The organism is Streptomyces sp. LS-MS-L19, assembly GCF_058382285.1.
This window is the reverse complement of record NZ_JBYCLL010000001.1, coordinates 7,637,649-7,659,932: the sequence shown is the minus strand read 5'-3', so window position 1 is coordinate 7,659,932 and position 22,284 is coordinate 7,637,649. Positions and strand designations below refer to the sequence as shown.

Genomic DNA, 22,284 nt, shown 5'->3' with positions numbered 1-22,284 from the left:
GCGCGAGCCGGTCGACACGTCTTTCCGGCGCCGCGCGTAAAGCGCCTCCCGCGCGTCAGCTCTCCCGGCCCTCGTCGTCGGCACCGACATTCCGTTCCTTCTCACCTCAACTAACGGAAGCAGCTTGCCCAACCATTACCCCTAATGCTTGGATCAATCCAAGCCATTAGAGGAGGGGGTACGGTCGTGCTCGTACTCGCACACATCAGCGATCTGCATCTCGACGGAACCGCACGGGCGACGGAGCGCGCCGAGCGGGTGCGTGACCGGTTGTGGGGGTTGCCGGGGCGGGTGGATGCCCTGCTGGTGACCGGTGACATCGCGGACCACGGCGCCGAGGCGGAGTACGAGGAGGCCGCGCGGCTGCTGGGACTGCACGAGGCCGACACGCCGTTCCCGGTGCTCACCTGCCCGGGCAACCACGACAGCCGCGGCCCGTACCGCAAGGCCCTGCTGCGGCAGCCGGCGGCCGACGGGCCGGTGAACAGCGTGCGGGTCTTCGACGGCGGCGCGGTCCTGATGTGCGACTCCAGCATCCCGGGGAGCGACGAGGGGGCGCTGGACGAGGAGACGTACGACTGGATCGAGGCGACCCTCGACGAACTGGACGGGAGGGTTCCGGCACTGTTGGCCTTCCACCACCCGCCGGTGGCGCTGCACCACCCGCTGCCCGACTCCTACCAGTTGCACGGGCCCGGGCGGCTGGCCGCGCTGCTGGAGCGGCGGCCCGGGATCGCCGGGCTGATCACCGGCCATGCGCACACGCCCGCGGCGACCGTGTTCGCCGGGCGGCCGCTGGTGGTCGGCCCCGGGGTGACCTGGACACTGCGGCTGCCCTGGGAGGGCGAGCAGGTGGCGGACCGGGAGGCGCCGGTGGGGCTGGCGTTCCATGTGCTGGACGACGAGGCGCGGTTGACGACGCACTTCAGGGTGGTCGTGTGACGGCGCTGTTCCGCATCGGCGCCCGGCGTGCCGCGAGGGCTCATGTCACCACGCCCGGTACGGCCGTCAACTGCTGGTAGCTCCCGCCGCGGTGGCGGACCGTCAGGACGATCTCGCGGCCGGAGCGGGCGTCGGCGACGGCTCGCGCGAGGTCGTCGGCCGTGTCGATCCGGGTGCGGCCGAACCCGAGCAGTACGTCACCGCGGACCAGTCCCGCCGTGAAGCCGGGGCCCGGAACATGGACGCCCACCACGAGCGCGCCCGACTTCTCGGCGTCCACGACCTCCAGGCCGAGCGTCGCGACGGCGGGCGCGGTCGACGGGGCCGGCGTCGGTGTCGCGGACGACGGGGAGGGGCTCGGGTGCACCGAGGTGGACGGGCCGCCCGGGTGCAACCCGACCTGCCGTTGCAGTTCGGCCAGTCTGCTCATCCCGATCACGGTGGCGCCCACCGTGCCGAGGCCGACCCCCGACAGCACCAGGACGGCCGCGACGAACAGGCCGAACAGCAGGGTCGTGAGCCGGCGGCCGCGCCGGCGCGCGGCGTGCGGGCGCCGGGCGGGCCCGGGCTTCCTGCCGCCGCCGGTCTCCTGACCGGGCATCGGCTTGGGGCGCAACGCAGTCTGTTCCATGGATCGCCTCCGGCTGGATCACCACCGGGTGGTGACTACCCGGCGCACCGGCGCGCGACGAGCCACGAACGAGTGAGACTGACGCGCGGTCAGGAGCGGGAAGCGACCGGAACAGGCAGGCCGACCACGTCCGCCGCGGCCCCGCCGGGCACGCCCGCGTGCACCAAGTCCGTGCGGTGCACGACCCTCGACTCCACGACCGGCACGGCGACCGGCTCAGCCCGTGTGGCCCTCGCCGTGGCCGCCGTGGGCCCCGCCGTGGTCGAACTTCAGGGCCTCCGGGGGCATGACGACGAAGGGCCGCATCATGCCCATGTCCTCGTGCTCCAGGAAGTGGCAGTGGTACATGAAGCGGCCGTACGCCCCGTCGAACTTCCCCATGATCCGCAGCATCTGGCTGCCCGGGACCCGGTAGACGTCCTTGTAGCCCAGTTCGTTGGGCGCCAAGGGGATCGTCCGGGACGGGTCGTAGGTGATCGGCGTGCGGGTGCCGCCCACCGTCGCGTCGAAGCCCGTCACGACGTACGGGTCCCGGCCCAGCGCCTGGAAGTCGGCCAGGTGGATGTGCATCGGGTGCGGGATCGGCGCGAGGTTGAGGAAGCTCCACTGTTCGTGACTGCCCTCGGCGATGGTGAAGCCTAGACCGTCGTTGAACGTCCGCGCGGTGCGCCGGTAGGTCCTGGTGGTGCCGTCGGCGCCGGTGACCTGGATGATCCCCTCGGCCGGGAACTGGATGCCGCTCGCGTCCGCCACCTCGGTCATCTCCCAGATCTCCGGGTGCCCGCCGGAGCCCTTGGTGCCGGGCGGGGTGAGCACGATCAGGCGGTGGCCGTGCGGGATGTCGTGCGAGTAGCGGCGGAAGGAGCCGGAGAGCACCTCGGGCAGCTCGAAGGTGTCGGTGTCGCAGCCCTCCCGGACCCGGAACTCCATGACCGCCGGATAGCGCACGCCGCCCGCCGGGTCGGGCGTGCCCGCGGGCTGGTTGGGGCCCTTGTTGACCAGCCGGAGGGTGCGGCCGGCGAAGGCCCGGAAGTCGACGAGCAGGTCGAAGCGCTCGGCCGGGGCCGCGGTCAGCGTGGGCAGCGTGCCGTCGAAGTCGATCGGTACGGGGCGCGGCAGCAGCCCGCCGTCACTGCCGATCTGGTGGACGGTCCCCGGCACGGGGGTGTCGTCCTCGTCGAGCAGGACCAGGTCGTAGATGCGCGCGTTGGAGGCGTTGACCAGCCGGAAGCGGTACCAGCCGCTGTCCACTTCGGCATACGGCCAGATGCGGCCGTTGACCGTGGTGTACGGGCCCGCGAACGGGATGGTGACCGGCTTGCCGGTCTCCGGGTTCTTCGCCTGGACGATGAGCGTCTTGTGCAGCAGCCGTCCGTTGAGCCGGCCGTCCTCGTCGGTGTCGAGGTTGCGGTCGGCGAGCAGCAGCGGGATCTCCCGGTCGCCGCACGGCAGTCGGAGGGCGTCCTCCTCGTCGTCGCGGACGAGGTAGGTGCCGTACAGGCCCGCCATCACGTTCCACCGGGTGATGTTCATGGCGTGGTCGTGGTACCACCACTGCACCGCCTGGTGGTCGTTCGGGTACTCGGAGAGCTGGGCGTCGCCGAAGCCGACCGCGTTGTCCGCCCAGCCGTCGTTGCCGCCGCCGGTCTGCGCGCCGTGCAGGTGGGTCACCGACCAGGCGGGCAGGGCGGCGACGTCCTTGTTCGGCTCTGCGCCCTCCCGGCCGGGCAGGGTGGGCGAGGCAGGCGGCAGCACCTCGACGGAGGTGACCGGGTACTCGCTGCCCTTCGGGATGCGGTTGGTCCACGCGATGCGCACGCGCCGGCCTCGCCGCACCTCGATGGTGGGGCCCGGCACCTGGCCGTCGTAGCCCCACATCAGGGTGGGCGGCAGCTGCGGGTGCAGGCGCACCCAGGTGGGGCGCAGGGCGATCTCCGTCTCGCGCGGCACGTCGCCCGAGGCGGGGCGCAGGACGGGCGGGACGGGCAGTGGTGCGACATACGGCGTCAGCTCGCCGGGTGCCCCTGCCTCGCTCTCGGGCCGCCTCTGGTCGCTCTCCGTGATCCTGTCGATGATTTCGGTCAAGGTCCGAACACCCCCGTGTGTTCAGTAGGTTGCTGCGCTTACCTCGACAGACTCCCGACACCCCACCGAAGTTCCCTGAATGTCCCATTCCGGACAAGAAGGTTCGGAAACCGCATACGGAACGACGAGGTCCCGTTGTCAGTGGGCGCTGTTACGTTCTGTGACATGACCGATCACGCCCTGAGGCTGCTCCGGCAGGACTCCCGGCTGGCCGAACTGGCCGGCTTCCCCTTCGACTTCTCCCTCGACCGCGCCGAGTACGGCCATGGCGAGCCGGTCCGACTCGCCTCCGGCGGCCCGCTGGAGGCCATAGCGGGCGACGACACCGGGGGCACGTACTTCCGGTGCGGGGACGGCTCCGTGCTGTACGCCGACTCGGAGGGCGGGGCCGGGATCATCGGCTCCAGCGTGGACGAGGCACTGGAGATACTGATCGGCCTGCCCGGGTGGCACGACTGCCTCCAGCTGTCCCCGGAGGACGGCGAGGAGCGGATCCTCGCGCACGTGGCCGAGGTGGAGCGGGAGATCCGCGAGGAGTGCGAGATCTCGCTGGACGAGGAGCGGCTCGCACTCCGGTCCGCCCTGGGGTTCCCGGAGCGTTCGCCGGTCGAGCTGGTGCGGATGCTGCACGCCGCGCTGTCCCGCACGGAACCCGACTTCGTGCTCCTCAACGCGGAGGAGGGCCGCGCCTACGACCTGATCGGTCCGCCCCCGCCGCCGCTGTGGGAGTCGGTCCTGGCCTCGGGCCGCGCCGATCTGGCGGCGCTGCGGGCGGGCGAGCGCGAGGTGTGGGAGGCGGTGGCGGAGGACGGTGTACGGCGTCGGCTCGCGCTGCGGGCCGCGCAGTTCGACCGGGTGGCGGGGGACCTGGAGCTGCTGCGGCGGTTGCTGCGGTACGAGACGCGGTCCTCGCTGACGGACGAACTGCGCCTGGCCGCGGTGCTCGTGGGGCTGCACGGACGGGTGGAGGATCTGCCGCTGCTGCACGAGGTGCGGGAGACCGACTTCGACACGGCGTGCGGCCTGAGCGAGATCCCCGAGCCCGGCGCGGACCCGGCCGCGCTGAGACAGTGGGCGCGGGACACCGACCGCGTGTTCTTCGGCACGGACCCCGCCGACGAACCGCTGTACACCTGGACCGACCTCGCCCTGGACCAGGGCCTGACCGGGCTGGCCCTGGTCGCGCTGATACGCCGGCTCGACGCGATCGAACTCGACCAGAGCCTGCTGCGCTCCGCCGACGACCCCACCCAGCTGGACACCGACGAACTGAACACACTCGCCGAGGAGTTCGAAACGCTGGGCGAGCCGGTCCAGTCAGCCAGAGCACGGCGCTTGCACTTGGCCCTCCAGGACAAACCGGCGCGACGCTGAGCCGGGGGCCCGGGGGGGGGTCGGCAGGCGCCGAGCACTTCGGCGAGCTTTCGCCGGCCCCTGGCATGGGACGCCGGCGGGCGGACTGCGGAACCGGGTCCCGGAGCAGCCAGGTACCCCGACGCTGCCGGGGCGCCTGGCCTCGCGGTTCGGCGGCCCGTCAGCCCGCCATCGGTAGGGTCGGGGTCCTGTCCGGGAGGAAGCCGTGGGTGCGGGTGGCCAGGTAGGTGGCTTTGTAGCGGTCGACCGTGCGGTGCCAGTGCAGGATGCCCGCCATCCAGTGCTGGAGGTCGGTCACATAGCCGCGCATCACCTCGCGTGCCTCCTCCGAGAGCCCGAAGTCGTCGTACACGACGGGCAGTTCGTGTGCGGCGACGTGCTCGAACTGCTGCATGCGCTGGGTCATCAGGTCGTGGACGACGCGCAGCGCGGTCGGGTAGTCGATGCCGAAGAAGTTCTGCACGACGAGGATCGAGTTGTGGATCTCGCCCTCGTACTCGATCTCCTTCTGGTAGGAGAAGACGTCGTTGAGCAGGCACGCGTAGTCGACGGCGGCGTTCTCCAGGGAACGCACGGGTCCGCTGCGGTAGACCTCGGGCGGGACCGCGGGGCCGTGGCCCATCCGGCACATGCTCATCGTGAGGTCGGAGCCGAAGGTGGCGCGCCGCATCTCCAGGTAGTCGACGGGGTCGGGCACGCGGTGGTGGATCTGGTTGGCCAGCTCCCACACCCAGCTCTCGGTCATCACGTTCACGGCGTCCTTGAGGGTGCGCCGCTGGTCCGGGGTCATCCCGGCCGTGGTGCGGGTCCACAGGTCGATCAGGCCGCGTTCCATGCCGTTGACGGGCACGAGGGTCTGTTCGCCGTCGAGGGGCATGCAGTCCGACAGACGGTGTGTGGTGAGGCGGGCGGCGGCGAGGTCGCGGCGGCCGCCGTAGACGAGGGGGTAGTAGTCGTCGCCGTAGGTGCCCCAGGCCAGCCAGTGCGAGCTGAGGTCGAGGGCCTCGGCGCTCGCGTCGGGGTCGATGCCCGCGGAGCACAGCGGGAGGTCGGCCGCGGCGAGCCGGTCCTCGTCCCAGACGCCCTCCTGGAGCATGCCCATGCGGTGCATCCACTCGGTGAGCCGGGGGCGGGCGCCGGGCAGGTGGGGGCTGTGCTCGACCTGGAACGGCATGGAGAAGTCGGGCAGCAGGGACGGCCCGACCTTCTGGAACGGCACATGCGTGTGGGCGCGCAGCCGCTCCGCGCCGGCCGCGGCGAGCAGGGCGCCGACGTCGGCGGCCGAGGTGCCGGGGCCGGTCAGGTTCTGCCAGGGGGAGGTGGTCTCGGCGCGGGCGTTCATGTAGCGGCTGGAGCGCATGTGCCATTCGTGGCCGCCGGACTGCCAGTCCTGGAGTCCCTGGGTGTACTTGGCGACCGCTGTCACCTCGCCCGGGGAGAGACCTTTCTCCAGGGCGACGGCGGGCACCTCGGTGAGCGCGGTGTGCTCGAACTGGTGGAGGCGGGAGGTGAGGACGTCGTTGACGGTGTCGGCGGCCTCCTGGGTGGTGCAGCCGAAGAAGGTCTCCAGGACCAGCACGCCGTTGCTGAGCTCGCCCTCGTCCTCGACCTCGCGCTGGTAGGAGAAGAGGTCGTTGCGCAGGTGGACGGCGTCGGAGAAGGTCTCCATCAGGACCCGCAGCGGCCGCGAACCGGCGACGGCGGCCGGCACCTCGGCCGTCGCGTACTCCACGAGACCCGCCGACCACGGGGCGCCTCCCACCTTGCGGCGCATCTCGATGTACTCGACGGGGTTGGCGATCCGGCCCTCGTTGATGTTGGAGAGCTCCCACATGGACTCGTTGAGCAGGTGCTCGGTGGCGACGGCGAAGCGGCGGCGCCAGTCGGCGGACATCGACGGCACGGTCCGTGTCCACAGGTCGGCGAGGCCCGCCTCGACCGGGTTCTCGGGCTCCGGCATGGGGGTCGACAGGTCCATCGGCATGAACAGCGGCAGCCGGTCGAGGTAGGCCTTGCCGCCGGCGCGGTCCTGGGTGCGCTTGAAGATCTCCAGGAAGTGGTCGTCGAAGAAGAACACCCACACGTACCAGTCGGTGATCAGCGAGAGGGCGGGGCCGTCGCAGTCGGGGTGCGTGTAGGCGCAGAGCAGTCCGTAGTCGTGCGCGTCGAGGTCGGACTGCTCCCAGATCCCGGACCCCTCCAGCATGCCCATCTCGCGCGCCCACGCGGTCGAGTGGGCGCGTGCCTCGTCGACGTGCGGGTTCAGCCGCGCGGGGTACGGCATGTAGAAGTGCGGGAGTTCGAAGGGCTGCTGCGTCATGAGCCGGGCCCTACCCAGGGCCCCCGAGTGCCATCCGCGGGCCGGGACATGATCACACCATCGCGTGAATCGAGGGTGAATCCGGGCATTGCGGTGGGGACTTGTGACGTGCCCAGGCCCCGGGCGTTCACGTCTCCTGAACTCCCTTGCCGCGTACCGCCCGCCCCACCTCCGCGCGCAGGGCGACGAACTCCGGCAGCCCCCGGGTGGCGATCTGGTCCCGTCGCCCGGGGAGCCCGACCGGCAGGTCCAGGACGATCCGCGAACCGGGGCCCGGCGACAGGACGACGACGCGGTCGCCGACGTAGACGCTCTCGTCGATGTCGTGGGTGACGAACACGATGGTCGTGCCGTCGGTGCGGTGGACCTCCAGGAGGAGGTCCTCCAGGTCCTCGCGGGTCTGGGCGTCGAGGGAGCCGAAGGGTTCGTCCATCAGCAGGAGGGTGGGGTGGCGGACGAGGGCGCGGGCGATGGCGACGCGTTGCTGCATGCCGCCGGAGAGCTGCCAGGGGTGGCGGCGGGCGGCGTCGGAGAGGCCGACGCGGTCGAGGATGCGGTCGGCCTCGGCGCGTCGTTCGGCCCGGCCGAGGCCGCGGCGGCGCAGCGCCAGCGCTACGTTGTCGCGGACGGTGAGCCAGGGGAAGAGGGAGCGGCCGTAGTCCTGGAAGACGACGGCGAGACTGTCGGGGACGCCGGTGACGGGGGCGCCGTCGATCGTGACGGTGCCTTCGCGGGCGGGGAGCAGACCGGCGATGGTCCGCAGCAGGGTGGACTTGCCGCAACCGGACGGGCCGACGACGCACAGGAGTTGGCCGGCGGGGACGGTGAGGGTGATGTCGTGCAGGACCCGGTGGTCGCCGTAGTGCTGGCCGACGGCGGTGAGCTGGAGCATGCGGTCGGTGCCGGGGCCCCGGGTGCGGGGGGCGTGGCTCATGGGGCTCATGTGGGCCTTCCCCTGCCGAGCAGCCGTTTCTCGACGGCCAGCAGGCCGGTGTTGAGCAGATGGCCGAGGACGCCCAGCAGAACCAGCGCCGCCCATACGGTGAGCAGGTCGGAGCGGGTCTGGGCCTCGGTGAGCGTGAAGCCGATGCCGTTCGCGGTGCCCGGCAGGAGTTCCGAGAACACCATGAGGATGAGGGAAAGCGAAAGGCTCAGGCGCAGTCCGGCGAAGATGCGGGGCAGGGCGGAGGGCAGGACGAGGAACCAGAGGCGTTCGGCGGGGTCGAGGCGCAGGACGGCGGCGACGTCGAGCCGCAGGGGGTCGGTGTTGCGGACGCCGGCGGCGGTGTTGATCAGTACCGGCCAGACGGCGCTGAAGGTGATCGAGGCGATCTGCATCGGCGTGCCGAAGGCGAAGACCACGACGAAGACGGGGACCAGGGCAGGGGGTGGGACGGCGCGGGCGAACTGGAGGACGGGGTTGCACAGCGCGTACGCCCGCCGCGAGCGCCCGACCGCGACGCCGAGCGCGATCCCGGCGAGGGCGGCCAGTGCGAACCCGGCGGCCATCCGTCCGAGGCTGGGCAGGATGTCGGCCACCGCTGCGGAGCTGAGGAAGAGGTGCCGGGCGGGTCCGTCGAACCACAGGTCGTGCATGTGCCGGGCGATGCGGTCGGGGGGCGGGAAGTAGACACTGCCGTGGGCCCTTGCGGCCAACTCCCAGGCCGCGACGGCGAGGAGGAGAACGAGCCATCGGAGGAGGGCGGAGTGGGCGGTCACTCGGGAACTGGGCGTGGGTGTATGTGGGGGTAGCGGCCGGTGCGGGCGGTTGGCGGGTGGCTGCGGAGCCGACGAGCTGCCCGAGCGGCTTCCGGACGGTTCCCCCAACTCCCCGTCCCGATCCTCACCCCACTCCTCCACCTCCCCGCCTCCCGTCATCCGCCGCTCGCCCCCACCCCACCCGTCCCCCGGTGTTCCGGCGTCCACGGAAACAGTCGTCGTTCGGCCCACACCAGCGCCCCGTTGATCACCAGCCCCAGAACACCGGCCCACACCACCCCCGCCAGGACATCCCGCGTGCCGTCCGTGGCCAGGCCGGCCTGGGCGATGAAGATGCCGAGGCCCTCGCCGAAGCCGGAGAGGATCTCCGTGGCGACGGCGAGGATGAGGGCGACCGCGGCGGAGATGCGGATGCCGGCGGCGATGAAGGGGGCCGTGGCGGGGAGTTCGGCGCGCAGGAGGACCGCGAGGCGGCCGAAGCCGAAGGCGCGCAGGGTGTCCTTGGCGAGGGGGTCGGTCTCGCCCAGGCCGTAGACGGTGTTGAAGAGGACCGGCCACACCGAGGCGTAGGCGATCAGCGCGACCTCGGTCTCGGTCCCGGAGCCCAGCAGCAGGGACACCAGCGGGATGAGCGCGACGGACGGCAGCGGCCGCAGCAGCTCGACGATCGCCCGGGCGGCCGCGTCGACGAGCGGCACACTGCCCAGCAGCAGCCCGAGCGGTACGGCGACGGCGCAGGCGAGGGCGAGTCCGAGCGCCCAGGCGCGCAGGGTCGCCCCGATGCCGTCGAGGAACACGGGGTCACCCGCCAACTCCACCGCCCGGGAGGCGACTTCGGAGGCCGGCGGGAGGTAACTGCGACGGACCAGGCCCGCCCGGCTCACCGCCTCGCACACCCCGAAGGCGATCAGCACCCCGAGGAGCCCCAGCCACCACTCCCGACCGGCCCGCACCCACCGACGCGCCCACAACCACCGCACCGGGCAGGCCTCTCACTTCACCAGCAGCGACGCCGGATCGATCGGCTTCTTCAACATCTTCTGTTTCCGCATGAGTTCGGTGACCCGCGCGATCTGCGTCCCGTCCATCGTCGCCGGATACACCGGCAGGTCGATCTTCTCCGCCTGCTCCTTGGTGACCTTGGTGTACGTCGGCAGCACCGCCCGCACGAGCGACGGATCGGCGTCGGCGAGCCGCACGGCGGCCTTGAGGGCCCGTTGGAACCGGGCCAGCGCGTCCCCGTTCTTCCCGGCGTACGCCGACGTCGTGATGTAGCCGCTGAGCGGGATCGCCCCGACGGGTGCCGAGGCCCCGTCCACCAGCACCCTCGCCCCCGACTCGTCCTGGATGGCGCTGTCGAAGGGTTCGACCGCGTGCACGGCGTCGACCTGTCCCCTGTCCAGGGCCGCACCCATCTGCGGGAAGGGGATCTGCCGGTAGACGGGCGCGCCGACACCGTGCTCGGCCAGGATCTCGTTGAAGGTCAGCGACTGGACGTTGTTGAGGACGTTGACGGCGAGTTTCCTGCCCTCGAGGTCGGCGAGGGTCTTGATGTCGGAGTCCTTCGGCACGAGGACGTCCATCATGCGCGGCGCCGCCCTGATCGCCTCGGCGACGATCCGGATGTCGAGGGTGCCCTGGTCCTGGGCCTGGAAGTAGGTGACGTAGTTCGCGCTCGCGACCATGTCGATCTGCCCCTTGGACAGGGCCGGGAGCGCCTGGAGGCTCTGCTGGATCTGCTGGATGCGGACGTCGAGCCCCTCTTTCTCGAAGAGCCCGCGGTTCTGCGCGATGTACAGCATGGCGCAGTCGCTCAGGGGCAGCGCGGCCACCCTGACCGTCGTACGCCCGCCGCCGGAGGACCCGGAGTCCCCGTCACCGCCGCACGCCGTGAGGGCCAGCACGAGCGCGGCCGCGGCGGCCGTCGCCTTCCCACTTCCCGAACGCCAAGGTCGTAACGCCATTCTGGCATGATGACCCATCGATTGACATGATCACTACATCAAGGTCAGCCGAACCGTCGCATCACGGTCAGCCGAATGGTCACTTCACGGTCAGCCGAATTCGTCACTCCTGGCTGAAGTGCGAAAGGACCTCCTCCGCCACCCATGCGAGCGCGTCGGACAGCGCCTCGGTGGCGACCGGCAGCCACAGCGAACAGGCGGTGAGCCCGGCGTCGGCGAGCTCACCCAGCTCCTCGCGCACCCGCTCGGCGGTCGGCGCGGCTCCGCCCAACGGCCGCCAGCCGGACGGCTGTACGACGGCCTCGAAGCCCGGCGGTACGAGGACCTGGCCCGCCGTCAGCTCCAGCGGGGTGGCCGGATCCCGCCCCGCCTCCTCGCCGAGCCCCGCCAACCGGCCCCGCACCTCGGCGAGTCCGGCCGCGTCGAGGCCGAACCCGTGCCATGCGTCGCCGTACCGCACAGCCCGGCGCAGAGCGGCGTCGCTGTGTCCGCCGACCCACACGGGCGGCCCCCCGGGCGTGCGCGGCCGCACCCCGAGCCGTACCTCCGCCTCGTCCCGCCACAACTTCCGTACTGCGTCCAGCTGTTCGTCGGCCCGGCGGCCCCGTCCGGCGAACGGGACCCCGGCCGCGTCGAACTCCGCGGTGTCCCAGCCGGTGCCGACACCGAGGGTGAGGCGGCCGCCTGACAGACGGTCGAGTGTGGCGGCCTGGTGAGCCACGACGGCCGGGTTGTACAGGGGCAGGATGAGGACACTGGTGACCAGGCCGATCCTGCTGGTCGCCCCCGCCGCCGCCGACAGCAGGACCAGCGGGTCCGGCGTCACCCCCGCCGCTCCGGCCAGCAGATGACTGCTCGCGATGATGTGGTCGAAGCCCAACTCCTCGGCCGTACGGGTGGTTTCGAGGACGCCGTCGAGCTCGTCCTCATGAGCGGGCCACAGTCGGTGCGGAGCGACTCCCAGACGCATGCGATGCGCCTCCCTTGGCGTGAGGTGACGGGGATGGTGCACCAGAGCCAACAAGGCGACAGCCGCCCCTCATCCCGTACGCGGCCTTCGTCCCGTGCCGGGCCCATCGACGGAATCAAGTCCCTTCCGTCCCGTGTGACATGAGAACCTGAAAGCGGGAGAGGGGTTCGGGCAGAGCCGTCGAGGTGTGTGCCGACAGGGGGGTCCTCGATGTTCGGGGCAGAGTTGTTCACCCAGACCGCTGCCGCCGCCGCGGGCACGATGGTGGGGCTGATGACCACCGACGCCTGGCAGGTGGCCCGGCACCGGATCGCGCGGTTCCTGCGCCGGGAGGACGTGGAGCGGCTGGACCGCGCGCGGGCGGAGCTGGACGCCGCGCCGCCGGGGCGGCGGCAGGTCATCCTGCGGCAGCAGCGGGAGGAGTGGGACAGCACCCTGCGCGGTCTGCTGGAACGCGACCCCACGCTGTCCGGGCTGCTGACGGAGTTCGTCCAGGAGTTCTCCGGCATGGTGCGCCCGGTTTTCATCCAGGTCCAGCAGCCGCCGGCCCCGCTGGAGCCCGCCCGCGCCCCGGGCGCGCTGACCGTCGCTCCTCCGCTGGGCCGGCTCGACCGCCGGGTGCGCGGCCGTGGGCCGCTGCTGGACACGCTCAAGCAGCTGGTGGGCAAGCCGACTTCGGGAGTGCGGGTGCTGCACGGCATGGGCGGGAGCGGGAAGACCACGGTCGCCCTGGAGATCGCCGCGTACGCCGCCGCGCTGAACGTCGACGTGTGGTGGGTGACGGCGAAGAACCCCGCCGCGCTGAGCGCGGGGATGCGCGAGGTGGTGGCCGCGCTGGGCACGCCCGCGGATCTCATCGACCGTGCCTGGTCCGGGCGTTCGAGCGCGACCGATCTGCTGTGGCGGCGGCTGTGCGACACCGCGAGCCCCTGGCTGCTGGTGGTGGACAACGCCGACGAGCCCGAACACCTGGCGCCCTACGGCCGGTTGGCGGAGGGCACGGGATGGATCCGGCCCGCCGCCGAGCTGCCGGGGCTGGTGCTGATCACCAGCCGGGACAGCAGCCCCACGACCTGGGGGCCGTGGGCCACGCTGCACTCGGTCGACGCCCTGGAGGAGGACGACGCGACCGAGGTGCTCTGGGACCTCGCCGGGGAGCGGGCCGGTTCGCGCGAGGACGCCCGGATGCTGACCCGCCGGCTCGGCGGGCTGCCGCTGGCGCTGCGCATCGCCGGTTCGCATCTCGCGGCGGCCTCGGCGTTCCCCGCCTGGCCGGGCACGACGACCGTGCGGACGTACGCCGACTACCGCGTGGCCCTCGACGAGCGCTTCACCGAACTCCTCGACCAGCGCCCGCCCGGGCAGCAGGGCGGCACCTACTCCGTCCCGGTGACCGGCACCTGGGAGCTGTCCCTGGACCTCCTGGAGCGCCGGGGCATCGTCCAGGCCCGGCCGCTGATGCGGCTGCTGTGCTGCCTGGGCGAGGCCCCGGTACCGCTGGTCGGTCTGTTACGGCCGGACCGGCTGGCGGCCTCCTCGCTGCTGCCCGGGATCACCCCCCAGGAGCTGTACACCGCGCTCACCGCGCTCGCCGACTTCGGCCTGGTCGAGCTGCACACCCCGCCCGGCGGCGACGACCACGCCCGCACCCTGGTGCTGCACCCCCTGGTCCGGGACGCCGGCCGGCTCCAGCGGGACCTCGCCGAGCACTGGGAGGAGTACGCGGCCGTCGTCGCCGACCTGGTCGTCTGCGCCACCGCCGAGCTGAGCGAGGACGACCCGCGCGACTGGCCGCGCTGGCGGCTGCTGCTCCCGCACTGCGACGCCCCGCTGGCCCTGATGGGCGACCCGTACGAGGCCGAGGACGAGCTGGTCTCCAAGGCGCTGCGGGCGGCGGCGGCCGGGGCCCGGCATCTGTTCCGGCGGGGCTGGCTGGACCGCGCGGAGGAGGTGCTCGACGCGTGCGAGCCGGTGGTGCTCGCGTGCGGCCCGCGCGATCCCGACGCGCTCGAAGTACGGGCCGCCGCGGCCCACTTGCTGCACATGCGCGGTCGCTTGTCCGCGGCCGAGTCGCTGTTCCGTACGGTGCTGGAGGACACCCGGGCGCTGTTCGGCGACGCGGCCGCCGAGACCGCCGACGCCCGGTACGCGCTCGCGAACCTGCTCAACGGCCGGGGCCGCCCGGTGGAGGCGGAGACCGAGTACCGCGCGGTGCACGCCACGCGCCGGGCCCTGCTGGGCGAGCGCGACCCCCGGACCCTCGCCGCCCGCAAGGGCGTGGCCTGGATGGCCCGTTACCGGGGGCTGCTCGCGGAGGCCGAGGAGGAGTACCGCCTGCTCCTGGACGCCTACCGGGAGACCCTCGGCGCCAACCATCCCGATACCCTGGCCACCCGGCACGAGATGGCCCAGGTGCTGCACGAGCGCGGGATGTTCCGCCAGGCCGAGCTGGAGCTGCGGGAGACGCTCGAGGTGTGTGCGCGGGTGCTGGGCGAACGCCACCCGAGCACGCTCGCGGTGCGCCACGACCTCGCCGACGTGCTGCGCGACCGCGGCCTGCTGGCCGAGGCCGAGCGCGAGTTCCGCACGGTGCTGGCGACGCGCGCCGATGCCTACGGCGAGGACCACCCGGAGACCGTGTCCGCCCGGCACGGCCTGGCCACCGTGCTGCGCGACCGGGGCTGGCCCGGTGACGCGGAGACCGAGTTCCGGGAGGTCTTCGAGGTGCAGCGCCGACTGCTCGGCGACATGCACCCGCACACCCTGGTGGTCCGGCACAACCTGGCCGACCTGCTGATGGAGCGGGGGCAACTGGAGGCGGCGGAGGCGGAGTTCAGGGAGGTGTACGCGGCGCGCCGCGAGGTGCTGGGCGAGCAGCACCTGCTGACCCTGTCCGTACGGCACGGCGCGGCGCACGTCCTGCACCTGCGCGGCCATGTCGAGCGGGCGGAAACCGAGTACCGCACGGTGCTGGCGGACTGCGTCGACACCCTGGGCCCCCGTCACCCCGGCACCCTCGCGGTCCGGCACAACCTCGCCGACCTGCTCAAGGACCAGGGCCGGTTCGCGGCCGCGGAACAGGAGTTCAGGGAGGTCTACGAGGCCCGGCGGACCGTGCTGGGCGAACAGCACCTGCTGACCCTGTCCGTACGGCACGGCGCGGCGCACGTCCTGCACCTGCGCGGGCATGTCGAGCGGGCGGAGGCGGAGTACCGCACGGTGCTCGCGGACTGCGTGGACACGCTGGGGCCACGGCATCCGGGGACCTTGGCGGTCCGGCACAACCTGGCCGACCTGCTGTGCCTCAAGGGTGAACTCGCCGAGGCCCGGACGGAGTTCACGGAGGTGCGGGAGGCCTGCGAGGAGGTGCTGGGGCTACGTCACCCGCGGACGCTGGCCGCCGGGGAGGCGCTGGCCCGCCTGCGGACCGAGGACGGCGATCAGACGCCTCGCGATCCCGATTCCGCGGCGGCCGGTTCGTAGCCCGGGAAACGGGAGGGGATCCGGCTGAGGTCCCACAGGGCGAGGGTCTTGTCGTCGTAGAAGTCGTCGGACTCGTCGTCGTCGATGACCTGGAGCGGCTCGGGCAGGCCGAAGGGTGCCTTGCACAGGTCGATGGGGCGCCACCAGCCGGTGACGATGTCGGTGTTGGCCGGCGTCCGGGGGAAGGTGGTGGTGAGGAGATAGCGTGAGCCGCTCTCCCGGAACCGGGTCAGGGCCTCCACCACGTGCTGGTAGGAGAAGTGCACGAGGGCGTCCCGGCACACGATGAGGTCGACCCGCGGCACCGGCTGCGCGGTGAAGTCGAGCAGCTGGAACTCCCGCCCCGGGCCCGGGTGGTTGACGCGGTTGGCGGCGACGAGTTCCGCGACCACGTCCCCGCCGAGGTAGGAGGCGCCGTGCAGTTCGACGTACCGCATCCAGTTGAAGTCGCCGCAGGGTGCGTCCAGTACCGACCGGACACCCAAGTCCTCGATGAGAGCGCCGAGTTGGGCGATCACCCGCTTCATGCGCTGTAGCTCGGAGCCCGGTCCTGAGCGGGTCTCGTCGGAACCCCAGCGGTTGGTGCGGTAGATGTCCGTGAACACGTCGTGCAGGTCGGCCTCGTCACGGGGGTCCGTGACGTCGACGTAGCGCCGCGCGTCCACGTCGTAGACGGGCTCCCCAGGATTGCTCAGGTACCGCGGGGTCAATGACGTCCTCTTTCGCTGCCCGTCGGCGGGACGTGTGGCAGCCCAGCCTCAGGCAGCATAACGCTCCTCAGGGCCGGACCTGGATGAGCGCGTGGGTCCCGCCGGTCCGCCAGCGCTGCCCCTCCGCCTCGACCAGCGCGGCCTCCGTGCGGGCGTCGAGCCCGGTGATCACATCGGACTTCAGTGTGCGCAGCGCGGCGACCGGCCCCGGGAAATGGACGGTCGTCTCGGCGAAGGACGTGGTCGGCGCCCACCACCGGTCCCCCACCAGACGCCGGTAGTTGAGGTCCCCCTTCAGCACGGTCAGGGCGGCTCCGCCGATCTCCGTACGCAGGTCGTCGGGCATGTCGGCGTACGGCAGCGGCGCGCAGGAGAACGCGTGCGCGCGGACGCCGAGCCGCCCGTCCGCCATGGCGTCCCACAGCCGCCGACCGTATCCCTCGGCCTCCCCCGGCGCCCGCACCAGCCGGCGCAGCGAGTCGACGACGTCGGCGGTGGTGGCGTCGGAGACGTAGTAGGGGTACGGCTTCACGTGCAGGACGGCCCGCTCGATGCGCCCGTGTTCGAGGAGGTGGGCGAGGAGGAGCAGGTCGGGGATGAGTTCGCGCCCGGCGTTGTCGGCGATCAGGCACAGCGTGCCGGTGCCGTCGAGCAGCTCCCACAGCCGTTCGCTGTCGTCGGCGACCAGATCGGGTACGGCGTCCCGTCCCTCGGCCCGGCCGTCGGAGAGCCGGAACCCGAGGTCGGCGCGGTTGCCCCACAGCGAGCCGTGCAGCAGGGCCGCACCCCGCTCCTCGACGGACCGGGAGGCGAGCTCGTCCAGCGCGGCCAGTTCCTGGTCCGTCTCCGGGGAGTCGAGCTCGGTGAGCTTGGCGGGCCGGAAGGGGTCGATGCCCTGCCAGGGGCCGGGGGCGAAGTAGCCGACGGCGTCGAGGAGCCGGCGGTAGAAGTAGCTCTCGGACCACAGCCAGGGCACGTCGAACCAGGACTGCCCGAGGTGGGTGTCGATGCCCCACTCGGCCCACGCCCCGCCGGGGAGCGGTTCGATCACGCCCTTGGTGCAGTTGTCGAGCAGCGCGTCGAGAGCACGGTGCTGCTCGGGGCCGTAGGGGAAGGCCTCCCGCACCTGCGCGATGATCGCGGGGTGCCGCTCGGCGAGCACACTGTGCGGGAAGGAGCCGGGTTCACTGGCGAGGACTACGGCGGCGCTGACAGACATACGCCGACTGTAGCCACCCTTCAGACGCCTCTCGACTCCTGCTCCAGCTGGCTCACCAGTGCCAGGTAGCGGGCCCGGCGGGGCACCGGCACCAGCCCCCGGATCATCACGTGCCACATCTGGGCGAGTCGCCGCGGCTGCCGGCCGACCGGCTCCAGATGCGGTCCCACCACGCGTGTCCCGACGAAGAAGCAGACGAGCGAGTGGGCGACCGCGTCCACGTCGGTGTCCGGGTGGAGGTCGGACTCCTTGACCGCGCCGAGCAGTTTTCCCGTCGCGAGGTCGAGCCACTCGGTGAACGGGTGCCGCAGCGGTGCCCGCACCTCGACTCCGCCCGTGGCGAGCCGGAGTCCGGCCCGCAGTATGGGCCCCTCGACCGACAACCGCGCTATCTGGAAGGTGATGCGGACCAGCGCCTCCAGCGAGGTGCAGCCACGGGCCTCCACGTCCCCGGCCACCTGACGCGAGGTCCGGGACTGTATCTCCATGATCGCGTGGGCGAGGTCGTCCTTCGCCGCGAAGTGGAAGTACAGCGCGCCCTTGGTGACTTGGGCGTGCTCGACGATGTCGCTGAGACTGGTCGATTCATAGCCACGACGGTCGAACAGATCGGCGGCGGCGGTGATGATCGTCGCTCGGGTCTGTTCAGCGCGTAACTGCCTCGGCATCGACTGCACACTCCTGTGACGGAAAAGAACGGGTCATGCCGTTTGTTTCTCACTCCCTGTACACGATAACTCACCCTGCGACGGCACCTACACGGCATACGAAGGTCACCGACTCCCCTTGCAGCGCTACGACTTGTACGTCGGCGCCGCCCGTGCCGCTCACCTCGATCCAGACCGGCCGGTCCAGCTCGGCGAACTGGTGAAACGTGGCGTGGAAGGACGCGGGCACCGGGCCGTCCGCGCCGCCGTGCGCCCGTACGGCCTGGCGGGCGGCCTCCAGGAGGAGCATGCCGGGGATGTGGTCCAGCGGGTGATCGAAGAAAACGGGGTGCGCGGTATCGACCCTGAGCCGCCAGCGGTCGGGGCGGTCGGCGGGCGACAGGAGCACGTCGGTGGACAGGGCCCGTCCCACCGCGTCGGCCGGCAAGGGCGCCGGCGTCGGCCGGGGCAGCCGCAGGGCCCCCACGTCGGCGGTACGCCCCCCGCGCAGCCGGCGGTAGACGCTCTCCTTCGTCCAGCTCACGGCGATGCGGCCGGTCGCGACGCGCTCCGGCCCGAGGTGGACCACGGCGTCGTAGCTCAGCGCGGCGGGTCGGCCCGCGCGCCGGCGGACCTCGTCGACGGTGATGTCGACGACGGGTTCGGCGGGGGTGGCGCCGACCGCCAGATGCTCGGGGCGGGTGTCGACACGCAGGTCCCGGAGGACGAACTGATGACCTATGGGGACCTCGTAGGCGGTGTGGGCGAGCAGCGCCCCGCACTGGCGGACCGTTTCTGCAACCAGCAGCGGCTCATAGGCCGAGCGGTCCGCCGACACGTGTAACTGGTGGGCGCGCGGCCACTGGGCGGTGAGACTGAAACGGTCGGGTCCGGTCCTGGTCCAGCCGGTGAGGAGGGTCTCCGCGACGGACACGCGGTGCACGAGTTCGCGGGGGACGGTCGCCGTCAGGGGCCCGGACGCGGACGGGAACTGTGCGAACTGCCGCAACTCTGGCATGTCTCCCCCTCGTTCCTCCGAAGCGGTTCCTCCGTAGCGATGACGGACGGCGAGGTGCCCGTGCCGGTGAGCGATAGAGTACGAGGGATTCCGGTCTGTTTTCAATGTGACCTGATCGAGACCGGACGAGACCCGACTCGGCTCATGGGAGGGGTTCTTGTGGCGAGACAGGAGCGCGCCATCAGGACACGCAGGACGATCGTGGAGGCCGCGGGCGCCGTCTTCGACGAGCACGGGTACGCGGCGAGCACCATCGCGATGGTGCTGGAGCGGGCCGAAGTCACCAAAGGCGCCCTGTACTTCCACTTCCCCTCCAAGGAGTCCCTCGCCCAGGCGGTGCTCGACGAGCAGTTGTCGCTGGGGGCCGTGCCGCCGCATCCGTGCAAGCTCCAGGAGATCGTCGACATGACGTTCGTCTTCGGGCAGCGGCTGCGGACCAACTCCCTGCTGAAGGGCAGCGTGCGGCTGACGGTGGACCAGTGCGCGCCGCCCGGGGTCGATCACACGGGGCCGTTCAGGCAGTGGGGCGAGCATCTGACGGGGATGCTGCAAGGGGCCCGGGAACAGGGCGAGTTGCTGCCCACGGTGGAGCCGCGGGAGACGGCTGATCTGCTGGTCGGGGCGTTCGCCGGAGTGCAGTTGATGTCACGGGCGCTGCACGAGCGGGCGGATCTCGGGCACCGGATCTCCGTGATGTGGGCCCACATGCTGCCGAGCATCGCGGTGCCGGGACTGCTGACCGGCCTCGACAGCCGACCCGACCGCGGGGCCCGGCTGCTGGCGCTGATCGAGGGCCGGGAACTGGTGGGCGCGGAGGCCTGAGCGCGGGGGCTCCGCCACGGGCGCCGCACGGGAGTGGGCCGGACCTCCCACGGGCGCCGCACGGGAGAGGGCCCTACCTGTCACGGGGTCCCGCACGGGAGTGGGCCGGCCCTCCCACGCGTGCCGCACGCAAGTGGGCCGGCCCGTGCCCCATCCGCACCGGCCGGCCCACTCGTTCGCGGGAGTTGCCTCAGAAGGTCAACTTCCAGCTGTTGAGCGTGCCCGTGTCCTGCGCCGCCGTGTCCTGGACGCGCAGCTTCCAGGTGCCGTTGGCGGTCTCGGAGGAGGCGTTCACGGTGTAGGTGGTGTTGACGTTGTCGGCCGCGTCGGAGGAGCTGGCCGTCTTCAGGCTGTACACCGTGCCGTCCGGGGCGACGAGGCCGATCACCAGGTCACCGCGGTAGGTGTGGGTGATGTCGACGCCGACCTGGAGGGCCGAGGGGGCGTTGCCGGTGCGGCCGCTGACCGTGATGGCGGACTCGATCGCGGAGCCGTTGTCCGGGACGGCGACAGCGGTGGTGTTGGAGAACGTCGTCCCCGTCGTCGTACCGCCGCCGCTGACGGCCGCGACCGTCTTCGCCGCGTCCGCGAGGCCCGCGCCGCAGCCGCCGGAGCAGGCGCCCGGCAGCGGACGGGCGTTGTTCTTGATGGCGGTCTCGATCTGCGCCGGGGTCAGCGAGGAGTTGGCCGACTTCACCAGCGCGACCAGGCCCGCGATGTGCGGGGTGGCCATGCTGGTGCCCTGGTAGTAGGCGTACGACTCCGAAGAGGGCGTCGAGGCACCGGAGTTGAGCGTGGACAGGATGCCGTTGGCGGTGCCGGTGCTGGTCTGGCCGCCGGGCGCCGAGATGTCCACCAGGGAGCCGTAGTTGGAGTAGGAGGCCTTGGCGCCGGTGCGGTTGGTCGCGGCGACCGAGATGATGTTGTTGCAGTTGCCCGGCGAGTGCCCGGAGACGTTCTCGTTGTCGTTGCCGGCGGCCACGACGACGGTCGTACCGCGGCTGACGGCGTTGTTGATGGCGGTCTGGGTCGCCGAGGTGCAGGCGCCGTCGCCGCCGAGGCTCATGTTGATGACCTTGGCGACGTTGGTGTTGGCGGGCACTCCGGAGACGGTGCCGCCGGACGCCCAGGTGATGGCGTCGATGATGTCGGAGTCGTAGCCGCCGCACTTGCCGAGGACACGCACCGGGGAGATCTTCGCGCCGTACGCGATGCCCGCGACGCCCTTGCTGTTGTTCGTGACCGCGGCGATGGTGCCGGCGACGTGCGTGCCGTGCCAGGAGGAGGTGGAAGCCGGGATGCCGGCGCCGCACTCGTTGGCCGCGTAGTAGTCGCCCGGGTCGGCGGGGTTGCTGTCGCGGCCGTTGCCGTCGACGGATACCGCGGTGTCGGAGATGAAGTCGTAGCCGCCGACGATGTTCGCGGCGAGGTCCGAGTGGGTGACGTAACCGGTGTCGATGACGGCGACGGTGACGCCGGTGCCGGTCGACGTCGCCCAGGCGCCGGGCACGTTCATGCCGGCCGTGGACTCGAACAGGTCCCACTGCTTGGCGTACTCGGTGTCGTTCGGGTCGGCCTGCGGCTTGTTCAGGCGGTCCGGCACGACGTAGGCGACCTGCGGGTCCGCCTTGAACTCGGCGACGGCGTCGGCGACTTCGGCCTTGTCGGCGTCCGCGCCCAGGTCGACGAGGGCGGCCCCGGTGCCGAGTCTGCGCTGGAAGTCGGCGTCCTTGGCGGCGGCGTCGGCCTCGGCGGCCTTGTTCGAGGTGGCCTCGGCGGCGCCGGACTTGTAGCCGACGATCAGGCGCTCGGCCTGGACGCCGGGAGCGGCCTCGGTGAGCGCGGCCGGGACGGCGGTGTCCTGCGCGGGGGTGTCCTGGGCGACGGCGACGGAGGCCGTGCCGACGGAGAGCAGGGCCGCGGAGACGGCCGCGGCGGATATCAGCTTCCGCCGGAGGGAGGGGGAGGTACGCAAGGGCTTGCCTTTCGTGGCCGTGCTCCGGGCAGCGCGGAGCGGCAGTCGATTCGCTTCGGCGATGAAGCGGCGGGGGGTGCAGCTGCGGGGGTGGAGCCAGGAGCGCGGCGGCCGGCCGGCGAAACGTGGGGTGCGGGCGTGACCCGTTCGGGGTTACCTGTGGGTCAGCTGTGGTCGAACGATAGGCAAAGGGAAGGTCATGGGGATACAGGGGAAACCCTTGAGCAGGCAAGGAACCCACCCTCTGCGCCGACCGGTTGACCGGGGATGGCCGCTTTGCCCGCGTCTGCCTGCGGCGGACCGTGCGGGGCGCCGGTGAACGCTCGCGGACCGTGCGGGGCGCCGGTGAACGCTCGCGGGCCGTGTCCCGTACTGCACGGAAGCCCGTCTTTCCCGCGCCGCCCG

Annotated in this window: 17 protein-coding genes; 4 read left to right on the top strand and 13 right to left on the bottom strand. The window is 71.9% G+C overall.

Features of this window, described 5'->3' with window-relative positions; all coding sequences use genetic code 11:
- The first annotated feature begins 186 nt into the window (after window positions 1-186).
- The gene (locus AC2XR2_RS34150; RefSeq protein ID WP_491517140.1) at window positions 187-942 is read left to right on the top strand and encodes a metallophosphoesterase; all 756 of its coding nucleotides are present in this window, start codon (window positions 187-189) and stop codon (window positions 940-942) included.
- A 40-nt stretch (window positions 943-982) separates the two neighbouring features.
- On the opposite strand, the gene AC2XR2_RS34145 is transcribed toward AC2XR2_RS34150, so the two are convergent.
- Window positions 983-1,573, bottom strand: a complete 591-nt coding sequence (locus AC2XR2_RS34145) for a PDZ domain-containing protein (protein ID WP_491517139.1) — start codon at window positions 1,571-1,573, stop codon at window positions 983-985.
- A gap of 216 nt (window positions 1,574-1,789) precedes the next feature.
- Window positions 1,790-3,658, bottom strand: a complete 1,869-nt coding sequence (gene phsA, locus AC2XR2_RS34140; protein ID WP_491517138.1) for an O-aminophenol oxidase PhsA — start codon at window positions 3,656-3,658, stop codon at window positions 1,790-1,792.
- A 165-nt stretch (window positions 3,659-3,823) separates the two neighbouring features.
- On the opposite strand from phsA, the gene AC2XR2_RS34135 reads away from it, so the two are divergent.
- Window positions 3,824-5,032 (top strand): hypothetical protein, encoded by a 1,209-nt coding sequence (locus AC2XR2_RS34135; RefSeq protein ID WP_491517137.1) that lies wholly within the window; start codon window positions 3,824-3,826, stop codon window positions 5,030-5,032.
- Between the two features lie 160 nt (window positions 5,033-5,192).
- Here the strand turns inward: AC2XR2_RS34135 and cyc2 are convergent, their stop codons facing one another.
- From cyc2 to AC2XR2_RS34105, 6 genes are all read right to left on the bottom strand, one after another.
- Window positions 5,193-7,352, bottom strand: a complete 2,160-nt coding sequence (gene cyc2 / locus AC2XR2_RS34130; RefSeq protein WP_491517136.1) for a germacradienol/geosmin synthase Cyc2 — start codon at window positions 7,350-7,352, stop codon at window positions 5,193-5,195.
- A gap of 127 nt (window positions 7,353-7,479) precedes the next feature.
- A complete protein-coding gene (locus AC2XR2_RS34125; RefSeq protein WP_449353399.1) occupies window positions 7,480-8,244 on the bottom strand; it encodes an ABC transporter ATP-binding protein in 765 nt (254 codons plus the stop codon).
- 47 nt (window positions 8,245-8,291) lie between these two features.
- Window positions 8,292-9,071 carry an ABC transporter permease gene (locus tag AC2XR2_RS34120; protein ID WP_491517135.1) on the bottom strand — a complete coding sequence of 260 codons (780 nt, stop codon included), beginning with the start codon at window positions 9,069-9,071 and terminating at the stop codon, window positions 8,292-8,294.
- A 155-nt stretch (window positions 9,072-9,226) separates the two neighbouring features.
- Window positions 9,227-10,024, bottom strand: a complete 798-nt coding sequence (locus AC2XR2_RS34115; protein ID WP_491517134.1) for an ABC transporter permease — start codon at window positions 10,022-10,024, stop codon at window positions 9,227-9,229.
- Between the two features lie 39 nt (window positions 10,025-10,063).
- Complete coding sequence (locus AC2XR2_RS34110) at window positions 10,064-11,035, bottom strand: ABC transporter substrate-binding protein (RefSeq protein WP_491517133.1); 972 nt, start codon at window positions 11,033-11,035, stop codon at window positions 10,064-10,066.
- A gap of 103 nt (window positions 11,036-11,138) precedes the next feature.
- Entirely contained in the window at window positions 11,139-12,005 is an 867-nt protein-coding gene (locus AC2XR2_RS34105; RefSeq protein ID WP_491517132.1) for a TIGR03619 family F420-dependent LLM class oxidoreductase, read from the bottom strand.
- A gap of 210 nt (window positions 12,006-12,215) precedes the next feature.
- On the opposite strand from AC2XR2_RS34105, the gene AC2XR2_RS34100 reads away from it, so the two are divergent.
- Window positions 12,216-15,488 carry a tetratricopeptide repeat protein gene (locus AC2XR2_RS34100; RefSeq protein ID WP_491517131.1) on the top strand — a complete coding sequence of 1,091 codons (3,273 nt, stop codon included), beginning with the start codon at window positions 12,216-12,218 and terminating at the stop codon, window positions 15,486-15,488.
- On the opposite strand, the gene AC2XR2_RS34095 is transcribed toward AC2XR2_RS34100, so the two are convergent.
- The 4 genes from AC2XR2_RS34095 to AC2XR2_RS34080 all read right to left on the bottom strand — a co-directional run bounded on the left by AC2XR2_RS34095 (window position 15,446) and on the right by AC2XR2_RS34080 (window position 19,082).
- Entirely contained in the window at window positions 15,446-16,198 is a 753-nt protein-coding gene (locus tag AC2XR2_RS34095) for a class I SAM-dependent methyltransferase (protein ID WP_381299214.1), read from the bottom strand. The two genes, AC2XR2_RS34100 and AC2XR2_RS34095, sit on opposite strands and share 43 nt — an antisense overlap.
- A 67-nt stretch (window positions 16,199-16,265) precedes the next feature.
- A complete protein-coding gene (locus AC2XR2_RS34090) occupies window positions 16,266-17,417 on the bottom strand; it encodes a damage-control phosphatase ARMT1 family protein (protein ID WP_491517130.1) in 1,152 nt (383 codons plus the stop codon).
- Between the two features lie 20 nt (window positions 17,418-17,437).
- Window positions 17,438-18,085, bottom strand: coding sequence for a ScbR family autoregulator-binding transcription factor (locus AC2XR2_RS34085; RefSeq protein ID WP_330263764.1), 648 nt, complete (start codon window positions 18,083-18,085; stop codon window positions 17,438-17,440).
- 70 nt (window positions 18,086-18,155) lie between these two features.
- Window positions 18,156-19,082 (bottom strand): ScbA/BarX family gamma-butyrolactone biosynthesis protein, encoded by a 927-nt coding sequence (locus AC2XR2_RS34080; RefSeq protein WP_381299212.1) that lies wholly within the window; start codon window positions 19,080-19,082, stop codon window positions 18,156-18,158.
- Between the two features lie 159 nt (window positions 19,083-19,241).
- On the opposite strand from AC2XR2_RS34080, the gene AC2XR2_RS34075 reads away from it, so the two are divergent.
- Window positions 19,242-19,904, top strand: a complete 663-nt coding sequence (locus AC2XR2_RS34075; RefSeq protein ID WP_381299211.1) for a ScbR family autoregulator-binding transcription factor — start codon at window positions 19,242-19,244, stop codon at window positions 19,902-19,904.
- Window positions 19,905-20,094: 190 nt separating this feature from the next.
- Here AC2XR2_RS34075 and AC2XR2_RS34070 read toward each other — a convergent pair whose 3' ends face one another.
- Window positions 20,095-21,879, bottom strand: coding sequence for a S8 family peptidase (locus tag AC2XR2_RS34070; protein WP_491517129.1), 1,785 nt, complete (start codon window positions 21,877-21,879; stop codon window positions 20,095-20,097).
- Window positions 21,880-22,284 lie beyond the last annotated feature (405 nt).

Coding starts and splice junctions, on each gene's coding strand:
- AC2XR2_RS34145 (WP_491517139.1), bottom strand. CDS start 1,573: ATGGAACAGACTGCGTTGCGCCCCAAGCCGATGCCCGGTCAGGAGACC.
- AC2XR2_RS34135 (WP_491517137.1), top strand. CDS start 3,824: ATGACCGATCACGCCCTGAGGCTGCTCCGGCAGGACTCCCGGCTGGCC.
- cyc2 (WP_491517136.1), bottom strand. CDS start 7,352: ATGACGCAGCAGCCCTTCGAACTCCCGCACTTCTACATGCCGTACCCC.
- AC2XR2_RS34125 (WP_449353399.1), bottom strand. CDS start 8,244: ATGCTCCAGCTCACCGCCGTCGGCCAGCACTACGGCGACCACCGGGTC.
- AC2XR2_RS34110 (WP_491517133.1), bottom strand. CDS start 11,035: ATGGCGTTACGACCTTGGCGTTCGGGAAGTGGGAAGGCGACGGCCGCC.
- AC2XR2_RS34105 (WP_491517132.1), bottom strand. CDS start 12,005: ATGCGTCTGGGAGTCGCTCCGCACCGACTGTGGCCCGCTCATGAGGAC.
- AC2XR2_RS34100 (WP_491517131.1), top strand. CDS start 12,216: ATGTTCGGGGCAGAGTTGTTCACCCAGACCGCTGCCGCCGCCGCGGGC.
- AC2XR2_RS34090 (WP_491517130.1), bottom strand. CDS start 17,417: ATGTCTGTCAGCGCCGCCGTAGTCCTCGCCAGTGAACCCGGCTCCTTC.
- AC2XR2_RS34085 (WP_330263764.1), bottom strand. CDS start 18,085: ATGCCGAGGCAGTTACGCGCTGAACAGACCCGAGCGACGATCATCACC.
- AC2XR2_RS34080 (WP_381299212.1), bottom strand. CDS start 19,082: ATGCCAGAGTTGCGGCAGTTCGCACAGTTCCCGTCCGCGTCCGGGCCC.